Annotated in this window: 1 protein-coding gene (cut by a window edge); it reads right to left on the bottom strand. The window is 71.2% G+C overall.

Going from position 1 to position 16,838, the window contains the following annotated elements:
* On the bottom strand, positions 1 to 16,838 hold part of the coding region annotated (locus ALA01S_RS34030; protein ID WP_066340108.1) for a hypothetical protein (this coding region is incomplete at both ends). 20,575 nt of the annotated region lie beyond the right edge of the window; 16,838 of 37,413 annotated nt are visible.

Here is a 16,838-nt window from a genome sequence, read left to right as displayed (position 1 = left end):
TTCAGCGCTGATGGACACCGTGCCCGCGCCGCCCGTGCCCACGTCCACGCCGGAGGCCGTGGCGCTGCCCAGCAGCACGCTGCCTGCGGCCTTGAGCGTGACGTGGCCCGCGCCGCTGGCGATGTCGCTGTTGACCGACAGGTTGCCGGCCTTCACGTCGATCAGGATGGAGCCGCTGCCGTCGGCGCTCACGGCCGTGCCGGCCACGCCGGCGTTGCCGGTGTTGGCACTGCCGTCGTTGAGCGTCACCGCGCCCTGCGCCACCAGCACCACGTTGCCGCCGTTGAGCGCCACCAGATCGGACTGCGCGGCGTCGTCGACCACGGAGACAGCGGCCCCCGCGGTGATCTCCGCCACGCTCACCGCCACGCTGTCCACCGCCACCGCGCGGGCCTGGTCCAGGTAGATGCCGGCACTGTCGGTGCCTGCGCTGCGCGCCGTGAGCGTGCCCACGGACAGCGTCAGGTGGCGCGCGGCCGTGCCGATGGCGTCGTCGGCCACCATGCGCAGGCTGTCCGCAACGACGTTGCTGGTGCTGCCCACGGCATTGACGATGGCGCCCGTGTCGGCCAGCAGGCTGACGTTGGCCGCCGTGACATTGGCCAGCGTCAAGGTCGTGCCCGCGCTCAGGCGCGCACTGCTGTCGGTGGCGGTGACGCGGACGTCGCCCGCCATGGTCAGCGCGCCGGCAACGGCCTGGATGAACACCGTGCCGTCCAGCCCGGTGCGCACGTCCACGCCCGTGGCCGTGGCGCTGCCCAGCAGCACGCTGCCCGCGGCCTTGAGCGTGACGTGCCCCGTGCCGCTGACGACGTCAGCGTTGGCGGCCAGGTCGCCGCCGCCCTGGGCCTGCAGCAGGATGGAACCGGCGCCGTTGGCGCTCACGGCGCGGCCGGCCACACCGGCATTGCCGGTGTTGGCCGTGCCGTCATCAAGCGTGATGCCCCCGGCAGCGGTGCGCAGCACGATGCTGCCGTCGCCGGCGGAGGTGACGAGGTCCGACATCTCCACGCCGTCCAGGTCGGCGCTGGTGCCGTCCAGGGCCACGTTCTGCACGGTCACGGCGACCGTGCCCACGGTCAGGCCGCCGGCGTTGAGCACGTTGATGCCGCCGTCCGCGGCGCGTGCGCTGAGTGCGCCGACCGCGGTTTCGATGGCATTGGCGCCCGCGCCCAGCACACCCACGCCCAGCGCGGCGCTGAGCTTGGCTGCCGCGGCCTGGATGTCGAGCGTGGCGTCGTCCGCGCCAGCGTCGAGGATGCTGCCGGTATCGGCGTACACCGCGACCTGGCCCGCGGTGCTGATGAGCCCGCCCAGCTGGACGTCGGTCTTGCCCTGCACACGGATGTCGCCGCTGCCGGCGCTGAGCGTGCTGCTGGGGCTCAGGCTGAGCACGCCGCCTTGCGCGCGCAGGTCCAGGGTCCCGGCGCCGGCGGTGGCGATGTCGGCGCCCGTGGTGAGCGTCAGGCTGCCGGCGGCCACGAGGCTGACATGGCCGCTGGTGCTGCCGACGTCGGCGCCGGCCTGCAGGCTGCCGCCGGCCATGAGCAGGACGTTGCCGCTGCCCGCGGCGCGCACCGAAGTGCCCGCCACGTTGTCGCCGCCCGCGGCACCGTCGTTGAGCACGAGGTCGCCCGTGACGGTGCGCAGCACGATGGCGCCATTGCCCGCCGTGACGACCAGGTCCGACTGGGCCGCGACGTCGGTTTCGCTCTGGCTGCCCAGGGCCGTGACGCGGCTGACCGTGACGGGCCCCACCGCGTCGACGGCGACGGTGCTGGCGTCGGACAGGTTGATGCCACCGGCGCCGGCACGGCCGCTGAGGCTGGCCACTTCGGTTTCCAGTGCATTGGCGGTCGTTGCGCCGAGCACCCCGATGGCATCCGCCGCCCACAGGCGCAGCGCCTGGGCGTAGACGTTGATGTCGGCGTCGCCGGCCACGCCGGCGTCCACGATGGCGCCGTGGGCACTCGCCACGGCCACCGAGCCCCACGCCGCCTGGTGCGTGAGCACCTTGGCGCTGCGGTCGGCATCGGTGCGGGCATCCAGCACGCCCAGCGTGGCCGTGCCGCCGGCGCTCACGCGGATGTTGGCAGCGCTGGTCTGCAGCGTCGTGGCGGCGTTCATCGTCACCGTGCTGGACGCGCCCAGCGCGGCCACGTCGATGCTGCCGCCCGCGCTCATGAGGTGGCCATCGACGCCATAGTTCTGGCTGCCCAAGCTCAGGATGCTCAGGCTGCCGCCGGAGGAGGTCACGGCGGCATTGACGCGAAGCTCGCCCGCGGCCGCCTGCAACAGCACGTTGCCGGCCGCAGCCACGCCCAGCGCGGCCGTGGTGCTGCCGCCGCCGACGGTGAGGTCGCCGGCCGTCGCAACGACGATGAGCGCGCCGCCGCCCAGCAGGTCTTCCCATTCGCCGCTGTGCGACTCGGTGGCGCCGGTGTCGCCGACGCGCTGCAGCCCGGCCAGGCTCACGCTGCCGATGACGAGGCCATCGGCCTCGGTGATGAAGGCACCGCCCGTGCCGGCCGACAGGGCCAGCGTGTCCACCGTGATGTCCAGCGCGTCCGTGCTGGAGCCGATGGCACCGGCCGAGCCGGTGCGGGCATACAGCGTCGCGGCCGTGACGTCATTGTCCGTGTCGCCATCGACGATGCTGCCGCCGGCGACGAGCACCACCGCCGCGGAGCCGGTGGCGATCTCACCCAGCACCAGGTCACCGCCCAGCGCCTGGTAGCGCACATCGGATGCGGCGCTCACCTTGGCGCCGTTGGCCATGGTGATGCCGGTGCCGGCCTCCACGTCCACCGTGCCGGCGCCCGCGGTCGAGATGTCGCCCGCCGCCGCCTGCGCCAGTGCCGCCGCCGCCAGCACCGTGATGTGGCCGCTGCCGCTGCTGATGCCGGCGTTGAGCGCCAGATCGCCCGCCTTGGCCTGCAGCAGCACGTTGCCGCTGCCGTCGGCCGACACGGCGCTGTCCACGCTGAGCGTGCCGGACGAGACCACCACGATGGTGCCGTTGCCCGTGGTGGCCACGCCCGCGAGGGTGGACGCCACGGAGGACGTGCCGCCGAAGACGCTGCGGTTGACGACCAGCGGCGCCACCGCACCCACGCTCACGGCGCTGGCCTCGGCCAGGCTGATGCCGCCCGCGCCGGCGGACAGGGCCAGCACGGCGGCCTCCGTCTCCAGCGCGTTGACGCTGCCCTCGCCCAGGACACCGATGGCGTCGGTGGCCTGCAGGCGCAGCCCGTTGGCGTACACGTTGATCGTCGAGTCACCGGCCGCATCCGCATCCAGGATGCTGCTGCCGGCCACGGCCACGGTGCCCCAGTCGGACTGGTGCGCCAGCACTTCGCCGGCGCGGTCCGCACTGGTGCGCGCATCCAGCACGCCCAGGGTGACCTCGCCCGGCGCCTTCACGACGATGCCGGCGCCGTTGCTGCGCAGCAGCGTGCCGGCAGCCATGGCAATCGTGCCGGCGTTCAAGACCTCCAGCGCAATCCCGCCTGCGCTCTGCAGGTCGCCGTCCACGCCGTAGGTCTGACTGCCCGTGGTGAGCACGGACAGGTTGCCGTTGCCCGCATCCACGCCGGCGTTGAGGGTGGCCGCGCCGGCCTCCGTCTTCAGCAGGACATCGCTGGCCGCGCTGATCGCCTGGGAAGGCGTTGCGCCTGCGCCATCGAGCGTCAGGTCGCCGGCGCTCAGCGTCAGCATCAGCGAAGCGCCGCTGTTGAGGTCTTCCCAGTTGCCGCTCTGCGCCGCGGCGACGCCCGTGGCCGCCACGCGCTGCAGGGTCGTCAGGCTGACGGCGCCGACCACCAGGCCGTTGCCCTGGCGCAGCACGGCACCGCCCGTGCCGGCAGACAGGGCCAGCGTGCCGACGCTGATTTCCAGCTCGTCGCCCACGGTGCCGATGCTGCCGGCCAGGCCGGACTGTGCGTACAGCGCCACGGCGGTCACGTCGGTGGCGGCATCGCCATCGGTGATGCTGGCGCTGCTGATCAGCGTGACCGTGCCGCCGGTGCTCACGATCTCGCTGAGCGCCAGGTCGCCGCCCTGCGCCTGGTAGCGCACGTCCGCGGCGGCGCTCACGCCCGCGCCTGCGGCCATGCTGATGCCCAGGCTGGCCTGGACGTCCACCGAGCCGCTGCCCGCGGTAGTGATTTGGCTCGTGGCGGCCTGCGAGATGCCGCCGCCCAGCGCCAGCACCGTCACATGGCCGCTGCCGCTGCCCAGCGCCGCATTGAGCGCCAGGGTGCCCGCGGCAGCCTGCAGCAGCACGTTGCCGCTGCCGTCGGCGGACACGGCGCTGTCCACGTTCAGGGCGCCCGCCGACAGCACCACGATGCTGCCGTTGCCGGCCGTGCTCAAGCCGGCCTGCGCGCTGGCATCGACCAGGTCGCCGCTGCCGGCGCCACCCACGTTCGTGACACGGTTGGCCGCCACCGGCGCCACCGAGCCCAGGCTCAGCGCGCTGGCGTCAGCCAGGTTGAGGCCACCCGCGCCGCCCGTGGCGCTGAGCGTGGCCACCTCGGTTTCCAGCGCATTGGCCGTGCCCGCGCCCAAAGCGCCCACCGCATTGCCGGCGGACAGGCGCAGCGTGCTGGCAAAGACGTTGGTGTCGGTGTCACCGGCCACGCCGGCGTCCAGGATGGAGCCGTTGCTGCTGGCCACGGCCACCGAGCCCCAGTCCGACTGGTTCGCCAGGGTCTGGCCAGCGCGGTCCGTGCCGGTGCGCGCGTCCAGCACGCCCAGCGCGACCGTGCCGCCGGCGCTCACGCGGATGTTGGCGCCGGCGGTCTGCAAGACCGTGCCGGCGTCCATGGTGATGCCCGCGGCCACGCCGGAGGCTTCCAGCTCGATGGTGCCGCCCGCGACGGTGAGATCGCCGCCGGCGCCGTAAGTCTGGGCCGTGGTGCTGCGCAGGCTCATGCTGCCGGCACCCGTGCTCACGGCGGCGTTGATGGCCAGCCCGCCGTTGACCGATTGCAGCAGCACGTTGCCGCTGGGCGTGGCGATGGCCGAGTTGACGGCAAGCACGCCCGCGGCACCCGTGCCGCTGCGCAGCACGATGGCGCCGTCGCCACTGAGCGTGAGGCCGGCGAGCGAAGCCGCTTCGGCCAAGGCCGAGCTCGTGCCCAAGTTGGAGACGCGGTTGACCGTGACGGCGGCGACGCTGTCCACGGCCACGCCGTCGCGCTCGGACAGGAACAGGCCCCCCGTGGTGCCGGCTGCCGCAAGCGCATCCACGCTCAGCTCGATGGCGTTGGTGGAGGTGCCGACGGTGCTCGCGGCCAGGCGCGCGCTGCCTGCGCTGATGTTGACGACCTGCGCGGCCGCATCGGCGTCCGCGTCCGTGATCTGGGTCGCGGCGATGACGCTGACGGCGCCCGTGCCGGCGCTGAGCTGGCCCAGCACCACGCTGGAGGCGGACTTCAGGCGCAGCGCGCCGTTGTTGACCGACAGCGAGGAGCTTGCGCCCATGGCGATGGGGCCGACGGCCTCGACGTCCACCGTCTTGCCCGCGCCCAGCGCGTTGACCTGGGCCGTCATGCCGGCATTGGTGCCCAGGTTCAGCGCCGCGGCGGACAGCACGGAGATGTTGCCGCTGCTGCTGTCGAGCTTGCCCTCGATGTCGATGTCGCCGGCCAGCGTCTGCAGCAGGATGTTGCCGCTGTCGGCCGTGCCGGTGGCGGTGGAGCTGATGCCGCCGCTGACGGTGAGCTTGCCGGTGCTCAGCACCAGCGAGACGCGACCGGCGTCGGCGACCACGCCGCCCAGGCTCAGGCCCAGCGGTGCGTCCGCGGGCGGCAGCGAGCCCTTGATGGTGAGGTCCGTGGCCTCGACGATGAAGACGCCGCCGCTGGTGGTGTCGGTGGCCACCAGGGTGCCCACGCGGGTTTGCAACTCGGCGGCGGCGGCGCCAATGCCGTTGGCGGCATAGAGCAGCGCGTCGGCGCTGTCGCCGTCCAGGTTGGGGCCGTTGCCGCCGAGGTTGTCGATGATGGCGCCGCCGGTGCTGGTCACCGCCACGCCCACCTGCACCGTCACCTTGCTGAGCTTGATGTTGCCGCCGGCCTGCAGGCTGGCGCGGCCGCCCGTGCCGGCGGAGGTGATGCCGGTGCCGTCGGCCATGGTCAGCGCGCCGCCGGCCACCAGCGCCACGGTGCCGCCGCTGCTGCCCAGGCTGCCGGAGACGAGGTTGCCACCCAGGCTGATGTCGCCGCCGGTGGCCGTCAGGGCGAGGTTGCTGCCGGTGGCGGTGGCGTTGAGGTGGACGCCGGTGGCGGTGGTGAGGGCGTTGGCCGCCTTGAGCGTGAGGTCGCCCTGGCTGGTGATGGCCTGGTTGACCACCAGGTTCTTGCCGCTGCCCTGCGCCTCGATGCTGACCGTGCCCGTGCCGGCGTGCGTCACGCCCGTGGTGGCCACGCCGTTGAGCGACAGCGCGGCGCTGTTGCTCACGGTGCCGGACAGCACGGTGACCGTGCCGCCCTTGGCGACGAGGCTGATGGCGCCGCTGCCGGTGGACAGCGTCTGGGACAGGTTGGCGATGCCGACGTCGCCGCTGATCTGGGTGTTGGTGAAGCGTCCGTAGGGAGCCGAGGTACGCGCACCGTTGACCACCAGGCTGATGTCGCCCTGCCCCGAGTTGGACACCGACAGCAGCGGCGTCTCGACGGAGCCCAGGCTCACGCCGGTGGCGGCCTGGACCTTGAGGTCCAGGCTGCGCAGCGCTTCGCCGCTCTTGCCGTCGGCCGTGGCGTCGGACTGCGTGATGCGGCCCGTGGCCGAGTACAGCGTGATCGAATCGGCCTCGATCTCGTTGGCGATGTCGATGTTGCTGACGGCATCGAGCGCGATCTTCTTGCCCGACGCCACGCGCACGATCCAGCTGTCGTAGCTGTAGTCGCTGACGTTGATCTGGCCGCCGTAGATGGCGACGTTGCTGCGGAAGATCGGGTTGGAGCCGTCGTTGTTGGCGCCCAGCGTGACCGTGCCGGAGAGCGTGGACACGTCCGCATGCGTGACGCCGTTGGACGTGGTGGCGTAGCCGATGGTGATGCTGCTGAAGGCCGAGTTCAGCGTGCGCAGCTCGGCCATCTCCAGGTTGAGCACGTTGTCGGTGTCCACGCCGTCGGGCGAGCCCACGGCAATGGATTCGCCGCGGGTCGTGGGCCGCAGCGTGACGCTGCCGGTGCCCGTGACCGCGCCCGTGGCCATGCTCAGGTCGATCTCGTCGCCTTCGAGCAGCAGGTTGCCGCCGCCGTCGAGCCGGATGCTGCTGGCGCTGCCGAAGTAGATGCTGCTGGTGCCGGTGATGGTGAGGTGGCCGCCGTTGAGCAGGCGCACGCCCTTGCTGAAGACCACCGACCCCGTGGCGTTGATGGAGAAGTTGCCGTCGATCGTGACCATCTCCTGGAAGGTCACGTTGTTGGCCTGGGTGATGGTCAGGCCGTTGAGGTAGTCGGTTCCGGCTTCCTTGGCCGAGGTGATTTCGGAGATGACGTTGATGTTGCCGCCGGCCGTCAGCGTGAGCTTGTCGGTGGTGGACGTGCTGTCGCCCACCATGAAGAAGCCGTAGCCGTTGGTGCCGAGGGTGATGTCGGCCACCGACGTGATCTTGCGGTCGCCCGCGATCCGCAGCGAATCGTTGACCGTGACCGAGCCGGCCGTGGCGTTGACGTCGGCCGAGAGCCTGGTGGTGTGGCCCGAGCCGAAGATCGTCAGCGAGGGCGCGCTCAGGTCGGAGCCGATGGAGACTTCACCGCCCGTGCCATCGGCGTAGAGCGTGGTGGGCGCATTGAGGACGATGCCGCTGCCGTCGCTGTTGCCGATGTGGATGGTGTTGGAGCTGCCCGCGCCGCCGATGACGATGTTGCCGAAGCCATCGCCGATGTTGCCGAGGTCCTTGGTGTCCAGGTTCAGCGACGAGCCGCCGGTGCTGGTGTCGCCAATGACGATGGGCGTGCTGCCGTCGGACGGCTTGACCGTCAGGGTGGCGCCTGCGCTGTGCAGCGTGGCGTCGATGTCGACGTCGTTGGCCACGATGGTGATGTCCTGGCCGGCGGCGTCGACGTTGGAGCCGATGGACTGCTTGCCGGCCAGGCTGATCACGTTGGTGGTGCCGCCCTGCGAGCCCGCCGTCGCCGGGTCGGACCCCGTGCCCACGTTCACCGCGCCGGTGGTGACCACCGAGACGTTGGCGCGCGTGCCGCTGCTGGCGATGACGGTGGAAGCGTCCGCGAAGATGGCGGCCGGGCTGATGCCATAGCCGAGGGTCTTCTGGCCGATCTCGCCGCTGGCCGTGAGCGTGAGGGTGCCGCTGGTGGTCTGCACGTAGGCGCCACCGGCCGAGCGCAGCGTGGTGCCGTTGCTCAGGCCGTGCAGCAGGGTGTCGCTGGCGGTGAGGTTGGCGCCCGTGACCGCGCCGCTGGCCTGGTCGACGGCGAACTTGCCGTTGCCCAGCGCCCAGGCCAGGTCCGGCCCCGCGGCGGTGTTCCATTGCGCGGTGGAGCCCAGGATCGAGCCGTCCACGGCACGCAGCGAGATGTCTGCCGTGCCGTTGGGCTCGGCCGTGGCGCGGATGCCCGCACCCAGCGTGATGTCGCCTTTCTCGGCCACGAGGCTCACGTCGCCGCCGGTGGTGGCGATGGCCGTGCCGTTGGCCGCGCCCAGGCTGATGGCGCCCTGCCCCGCGTAGAGGCTGACGTTGCCGGTCGTGGCCGAGATGCCCTGGCCGGCATCCAGCACGTGGATGTCGCCTCGCTGGGTACGGATGTCCACGCTGCCGCCGGCGGCCTGGTGGACTTGCTGGATGTCGACGCTGTCGACCTCCTCGACCGCTATCGCGCCGATGCCGCTGTTCCAGAGATCCATGGTTTGTACTTTGACTTCGAGCGATTGACCGCTGGCACCGATGCCGGCGGTCGAAGTGATCTTCAACGTCGCGTTGGACGCCACGATGTCGGTGATGCCGTCGCTGAACGACACGATGCCACCGCCTCGTATGACGAGATCGCCTGAATAGCGGGTGGTCAGGCGGCCAACGGTGACGAGGCCGTCGGCGTCCAGCGTGATCGAGCCGGTGCCGGCATCGACCAGCGTGTCGCTGCCCATGGTGAGCGCGCCGGTGCCGGCGTCCAGGCTGATGCTGCCGCCCGCCGTGCTGAGGTCGCCGGCGTCGCTCAGGACCAGGCCGCCCGCGGCGTTGAGCGTGATCGCGCCGGACTGCGTGGAGATGCCGGCATTGATGCTGAGCACGCCGCCGTTGCTGGTGCTCAGCGACACGCCGTGCGTCTGCACCCCGGTGGCTGCCACGGCGGCGTTGAGGGTGAGGTTGCCGCCGGCCTGCACCAGCACGGCGTCGCCGGTGGTGCTGCGCAGTTGGTCGATCACCAGCGCGCTGGCCTCGTAGACGCTGATGGCGCCGCCCGCCACGATGCTCAGCGCTTGCGCGTCGATGGTGGCGCCGGCGCTGCCCAGCGTCACGCCCTTGCCGGCCTCGATGGTCACGGTACCGGCCGCGTTCATGCTGCCGATGCTGACCTTGCCGGTCTTGGAGACGATGTGCACCGAGCCGCCGGCGTTGTTGCCGGTGACGATGATCTGGCCGATGACCACGTCGCCGTAGGCTTCGATGTCGATGTCGCCGCCATCGAGCGTCAGCGTCGTGATGGTCAGGTTCGGGCTGCCGGCATCCTGCTGCAGGATGGTCAGGTCGCTCTTGTCCTGAACCCCGGCTCGCGTGCTGAGCGTGACGGCCAGGTTCTTGACGGCCGTCGTCATGGTCAGGTTGTCGGCCGCGGTCACGCTCATGCTGCCCGCGGTGACCTTGCCGCCCAGGGTGATGCCCTTGCCCGCCGTGAGCGTGACGTTGCCCGCGCCGGTGCCCACGTTGAGATCGGTGGCCACCACGAGAGACCCACCCGCCCCGAGGCTGATGAGCTCGTTGTCCTTGCTGGGCAGGTTGACGACCGTCAGGTTGCCCGTGGCCTGGAGCGCGTACTGGTCGACCGGCGTCTGGTCGGGCACGACCAGCACGTAGTCGCCCTGCTGCGTGAGCTGCGACACCGCGCCGTCCAGCCCCGACGCCGAGACGTCGAAGCTGCGGTTGATGGCGCTGCCCGTGAGCGTGAGCTTGAGATGGGCCGCGTCGACGGTGACGCCCACCACGCCGCCAGCTTCAAGCTTGGTCTTGAACGACTGCAGCACCGAGCTCCAGGTGGAGCTTGCGTCGGCATCCACGCGGTAGGTGTTGGCGTCGATGGTGACGAAGTAGCTCACGCCGGCCCTGGGCGTGCCGCTGAAGGTCAAGGTGCTGACCTGCGCACGCGGCGCGTTGTGCACCAGGTCCACGGCCACCAGCGGCGTGGTGCCCTCGTCGCTCACCGCGCCGTCCACCTCCTGCGTCAAGGTGGCCACCACCTGCGCCTCGGTGATCTGGAACGCGACGTTGGCCGTCTGCGCCGTCAGGGTGAGCGTGCGCGAGGCGGCATCGCCGCTGACCGTGATGAGCGTGCCGGTGAAGGACATGCCTTCGGCCGCGGCGGCGGCCTGGGCCGCCGTGACGGCGCTTTGCTGGCCGGCCTCGATCAGCGTCTTGAAGCGCGCGAAGACGGACGCCCAGTCGGCGCTGACGCCGTCCTGGCCCACGGTCACGACGTAGTCGACGCTGTTCACGGTGAGAGCCAGCTTCAGGCCGTTGGCCAGGGTGTAGCCCGCGCTGGACGGGCTGGCGAACACCACCTTGCTGACCTGGGCCACGCTGGTGCCGGCCGCGATGGCCGGCACAGCCGGATCGCTGGAGACGGCCGCGCGGCTGCCCACGCTCACCGCGTTGACGGTGAACGGGGTGTTGTTCTGCAGCGCCGTGAGCGTGAGGCTCTGGCCGGCGGTGTTGGCGGTGACGGCGACCTTGCCATCGGCCTCGATGAGGCTTTCCAGGCCACCGAGCACGCCGCTCCAGCTGTTGGCCACGTTCAGGCTCAGTGCCGTGGCGGACAGGCCGCTGGCACTGCCGGCGCTGGCCAGCGCCGAGACCAGCCCGTTGAGCACGTCCGAGGCGCTGGAGTTGGCGGCGGCGGTGTAGGACACCGTCACGCTGCCCACCGTCAGCTTGAACTTGTAACCGGCCTGCAGCGGCATGCCGGTGAGGTCCAGCACCCGCGACAGCGCCGAGCCCTGGGCCGTCACGCGCACCGAGCTGACCCAGGTGCGCACCGAGGGCGGGCTGGTGACGCTGACGTCCGACTCGTCGGTGATGTCCAGGCTGATGGGCAGGCTCGAAGCCGCGCTGCCGAACGTCAGGTAGTGGTTGTTGGCGCCGCTCTGGACGGAATAGGCCTTGCCATCCACGACCACCGTGTAAGTGGTGCCCGCGGACACGCTGCCGCTGAAAGCCAGGGTGCTGACCTGCTTGTGCGTGGCATCGGCCACCGTGGTGGGCGAGCGGCCGGCATCGCTGACGGCGCTCACGGCGCTGACCGCGGCACCGTTGACGGTGAAGGCGGTGTTGATGACGCGAGCCTGCAGCGTCAGGCGCGCAGCGGAGGTTTCCACCGACTCGACGATGGCGCCGGTGCCCGAGGCGCCGCTGAGCGTGCAGCTGATGGCCGCGGTATCGGCGCCGCTGGTGATGAGCAGCTCGCCGCTGTCGGACACCTCCACGCCGTACTTGGCGATGCTGCCCGCCTTCAGCGCGGCGAGCCGGTCGCCGAGCTGGTGCGCGTAGTAGCCGCCGTCCATGCCCACGTCACCGCTGCCGACGGTGAAGCTGACGCTGTCGGTGCCCACGGTCAGCGTGAGCGTGTCGCCCAGGGCGGGTTGCACGCCGGCGAGGTTCACCAGGCGCGTGTGCAGCACGTTGACCGCCTCGCCGGTCTCGATGAGCGCGTCCAGCGCCGTGGCCACCGAGGACCAGGTCTGCGCCACCGTGGCGGTGGTGGCCGACGCGCCGTAGGTGGCGTCGCTGTTGATCGCCGTGGCCAGCTTGCCCGCGAGGGAGGCCAGCGTGTCGCCGGCCTGCACCGCCACGTCGAAGCTCTTGGCGCCGATGTTCAGCACGAAATGGTTGCCCACGGTCACGGGCAGCCCGGTGAGGGCCAGCCGCTGGCCCGCCAGGCTCGACGGCGTGAGCGTCGCCGGGGCCGACAGGCTGATGGCCTGCAGGGTCTGCACCGTGGTGGAGATGGCGTCCGTGAGCGGGTCCACGCCGCCGGCCGCGCCGTCGCTGAGCGTGATCACGCCGTTGCTTTGCGTGGCGTTGAGCCCGCTGGTGGCGTCGAGCGCGTCGGCGATCTGCTGCGCCAGGTTGCCGCTGGCGTAATCCACGGTCACCGAGACGCTGCCCACGCTGACGATGTAGCGCGCACCGGCCTGGGCCGTGAGCGCGGAGACGTCGAGCGTGCGGTCAGGCGGCGTCTGCGAGGTGGTGGTGGCCGCGTTGGCCCTGCTGCCATCCTGCAGGGTGATGCTGATGACCGCGCCGGAGCGGGTGGCCGCGTAGGTGCTGCTGTCGTCGATGGCCTTGCGCAGCTTTTCGGCCAGCGCGGCATCGTCGTCGCCCTGGGCCGCCTGCACGGTGAAGGCCACGCCGCCGAGGGTGGCGGTGTAGCTGGCGCCGGCCACTTCGTTCCACCCTGCCGCGTCGATGCTCAGCGCGGAGTTGCTGGTGGAGGCCGTGACCGTGGCGGTGCCCAGGCTGCCCGCCACCGCGCTGGCCGTGGCGGTGCCCAGCGCGCTGGTGCCGGTCCAGGCCTTGACTTGCACGCTGATGCCCTGGCTGCCGGTGCCGGTCAGCCACAGCGAGGCATTGGCCCCCACGCGCACGGCGTACTCGTGGCCATTGATCACCACGCTGTAGTCATAGCCGCTGGCCACGCTGTTGGCCGGATTGAACTCCACCAGCGAGCGTTGTGCGGCGGAGGTGCCCGCGGCGGTGGCGGGCACCTGGCCGTCGTTGCTCAGGGCGCCGGTGACGACCTGGCTCACGGGCTGCGTCACCGTGACGCCGTTGACCGTGAACGGCGTGTTCGGCTGCCTGGCGTCCAGGTAGAGCGCAAACACGTTGGCGTCCACGGTCACGTCGATGCCGGCCTGGTCGGCTTCGATGGCGGTGGCCAGGCGCTGCAGCACGTCCACCAGGGATTCGCCATTCTGGCTCGTCACCGTGCTGGCCTTGCCGTCGATGGTGACGGCGTAGGTCTGGCCGGCGGCAATGGTGTTTGCGAACAGCACGCGGCTGCGCTGGGTCACGTCCGTTCCCGCCTCGACCGTGGTCGTGGCCTGGACCTGCAAGGTGCCGCCGCCCGCGCTTTGGGCGGCGTTGTTGCCCACGGTGCGTTCGGTGGCCGCGTTGGTGCTGATGAAGGCGGTAGCCGCCTTGTTGATGACGCGGACCTCGACCTCGTCGCCCGTGCCCTCGTCCATGGCCTGCGACAGCAGCTTGGCCGACTGCACGGTGGGCGCGATGATCTTGACGTTGTAGCCGTACAGGTCGGCCGCGGACTGGTCGAAGGCCGACCCGCCGGTGAGCACGCCATTGGCGTCGCGCTGCAGCGCCGCAAGCTCCTTGACCGTGCCGGCCGCCTCCACGACCACGCTGCCGTACTGCTTCTGGGCGCCGGCATTCACGGCGGCCTCGACCAGGTCGACGTACAGGTTGCCGCCGGCGCGCAGCTCGATGTTCTTGCCGCTGGCGTCGACGAAGTTGCGCACCTCGCGCACGCTCATGTCGCGGCCGGTCTTGATGGTGATGGCCCCGTCGTAGGCGGTGACGGCGTCGACCAGCAGGTCGTCGGACTCGTTGATGAGCACGTTGCCGGTGCCGCTGGAGGCGACGGCGATGCTGTTGACCAGCGTGTTCAACTGCACGCCGCTGGCGGCCGTCACGTCCAGGTGGTCTGCCACGAAGACGGAAGCCCCGTCGGCATTGACCTGCGCGGCATTCACCGTGATCACGCCCGTATCGGCGCGAACGATGCCGCTGACGACGGTGAGCACACCGCCCACCTGGAGCCGAACGTTGTCGGCCGCCGTGTAGCCGCTCAGGCCGCCGACGAAGCCGCTGAGCGTGAGGCCGCTGCTGACGTCGACGCTGATGTCGTGCTTGGCACGCAGCTCGAAGTTGCTGGCCGGCAGCGCGTTGGCCTGGATGTGGATGTAGCCCGAGGCCTGCGTGGTGGTGGAGAAGAACGTGAGGTCCGTCTTGCCGGCGCCCTGCGTGATGCTCACCACCTTGCCCGCGGCGCTGGCCGCGTAGCCCGACAGCGCCGCGATGCGCGCGGCCAGCGCCGCCGCGACGTCGGCCGCCGTGTCGCCGGCGCTGGCGGTATAGACCGCCACCGGCGCGGTGTCGCCGCTGCCCAGCAACACGCCGTAGCTGTTGCCCGCCACGATGGACACCGAGCCCAGGTCGACGGTGCGCAGTGCGTTGACGCTGGTGGACGAAGGCTGGTTGACGATGTTGCCGCTGTTGACCGCGATGGCCTTGTTGATCAGGCGCTCGCCCTTGGCCTTGATGACCACCGTGCCGATCTTGCCGCCGACGGCATCGGCCGTGGCCTGGATGGTGCCGCCCGTGATGTTCACGTCGGCACCGGAGACCAGCTCCAGGCGGTCGCGCGCGGTGAGCGTGCCGGTGATGGTCAGCGAGGCACCGCTGTCCAGGATCAGCGTGTCGGCGCTGAGGCTGCTGGGCAGCTTCTCGGTGAGGGTGCCGCGGGTCACGTTGCCGTTGGCATCGATCTGCGGCACGCCAAACGTGAACTGCCCTGCCGCGCGGTACTCCATCCAGCCGCTGGCGTTGAAGAACTGGTAGAGCTGGATGTCCTTGGCGGCGCTGAAGGCCACGCCGCCGTTGTAGTCCAGCGAGTTGTTGGCCGTGGGCAGGCCCACGCTCCAATCGGTGGGCTTGACCACCACCACGGAATCGGTGGCGCTGCTCAGGCGCAGCATGTCGCCGCGCACCAGGCCGTCGGCGCCCACGCGCAGCGTGGACTGGGCCGAGAGGTCCACCACGTGCGCCAGCGACTTGGCCGTGGCGCTCTTCGTGACGGTGGCTCGGACGACGTCCATGCCGACGGACTTCTCCAGCGCACCGTCCACATCGGACACGCTGATGCCCGCCGTGGCCACCGTGGAAGCGGTGTCGATGGCGGCATCCAGGCTGTTGATGGCCACGTCCAGGCCGACGATGCCGCTCCAGGCACGCAGCGTCAGGCGGTCGGCCACCAGGTCCACGCCGAAGTCCGGGCCGGTGGAGACGGCGGCGGTGACGCGGGTACCGTCTGCGCGCGTGACGCTGATGACCGTGCCGCTGAGCGATGCCGCGTAGTCGCTGCCGGCATCGATGGCCGAGGCGATGGCCTGGGCCAGCGACGCAGCGGTGTCGCCGCTGCTCGCGGTGACGCTGAAGGTGCTGCCACCGATGGTGACGCTGTAGGCCTTGCCGGCGATGGGGTTCCAGCCGCCCGCGTGGATCTGCAGGTCCGTGTCGGCCGTCGAAGCGGCGACCAGCACGGTTTGTGCGCCGCCGGTGACCGGTGCGCTCACGCGCCCGCCGCCCGCGGTGTTGACGGTGATGCTGGTGCCCGTGCCGGCAGCCTCGTAATCGGCGCTGGCATCGATGGCCGCGCGCAGTCCCTGCGCCACGCTGGTGGCGCTGTCGCCCGCCTGGGCCGTGTAGCTGAACAGCGTGCCACCGATGGTGATGCCATAGACCTGGCCCGCCGTCACGCTGGCGCCGGCGGTGCGGATGGTCAGCGGCGTCGTCGCGGTCGACAGCTCGACCTGGATGCTGCCGTTGGAAGCACTGGCCGTGGCGGCCGCGGTGACGCGGCTGCCGTCCTGCTGGGCCACGCTGAGCGTGGTGCCGGCGATGTTGGCGGCATAGCTGCCGCTGTCGTCGATGGCCTTGGCCAGGGCACGGGCCACGGTGCCGAGCGTGTCCGTGGCGGAGGCCGTCACGCTGAACGCCGTGCCGCCCACGGTGATGGTGTAGACGGCGCCGGCGGCCACGCTCCAGCCGGAAACGTCGATGCTCAACGCCGTGCCGGCCTGCGAGGGCGCCACCGTGGCATAACCCGCGGCCGTGCCGTCCTTGACGGATTCGACGATGCGCCCGCCCGTGGAGACCAGGGTGATGTCGCCCGCCGAGCTGACGGACGTCGCCTTGGCGCCGTTGATCACCGGCGCCTCGGTGGCGCTGGCCAGGTAGATGCCCGCCGAGGCATGGCCCACCAGGATGTCGCCCGCGGCGGTGACCATGAGGTCGTTGGCGTCGAGGTTGGACAGCAGGTTCACGCGGGTGAGCTGCAGCTCGCCGCCGGCCGTGACGGTGAGGTCGCCGTTGGCGATCTCGGTACCCGTGAGCTCCAGACGGCGCGTGCCTTGCTTGAGGCTCACGTCGCCGGCCCCGCGGGTCACCAGGGACACGGTGTTGGCGTTGGTCTCCAGCGCCACGAGCTGCGTGCCGGCGGAAGCGGCCTGCGACGCGGCGAACAGCGTCAGCGTGTCGGCCACGATGCGGGTGAAGGCGCGCTGCGAGACGACGCCTTCGGCGTGGAGGTCCACGTCGCCACGGGCGCCGGCCACCGGCGTGCCGCCGGCGACGTAGCCCACGACCAGGTCACCCACGGTCAGGTTCGACGCCGAGCCACCCACTTGGTAGGTGGCCAGCTCGATGTCGTTGGTGTCGCTGGTGCCCAGCGTGCGCGCTGCGACGACGTCCAGGGCGCCGTAGTTCTTGACACGGATGGCGCCATCGCGGGCTTCCGCCAGCGTCAGCGTCATCGCGGACTTGTTGACCAGCTCGATGCTGCCGGCGCCCGAGAGCA

This window comes from Azohydromonas lata NBRC 102462 (genome assembly GCF_001571085.1).
Lineage (GTDB): Bacteria > Pseudomonadota > Gammaproteobacteria > Burkholderiales > Burkholderiaceae_C > Azohydromonas > Azohydromonas lata.
Note: the sequence above shows the minus strand (reverse complement) of the source record. Positions and strands in the feature narration are given on the sequence as shown.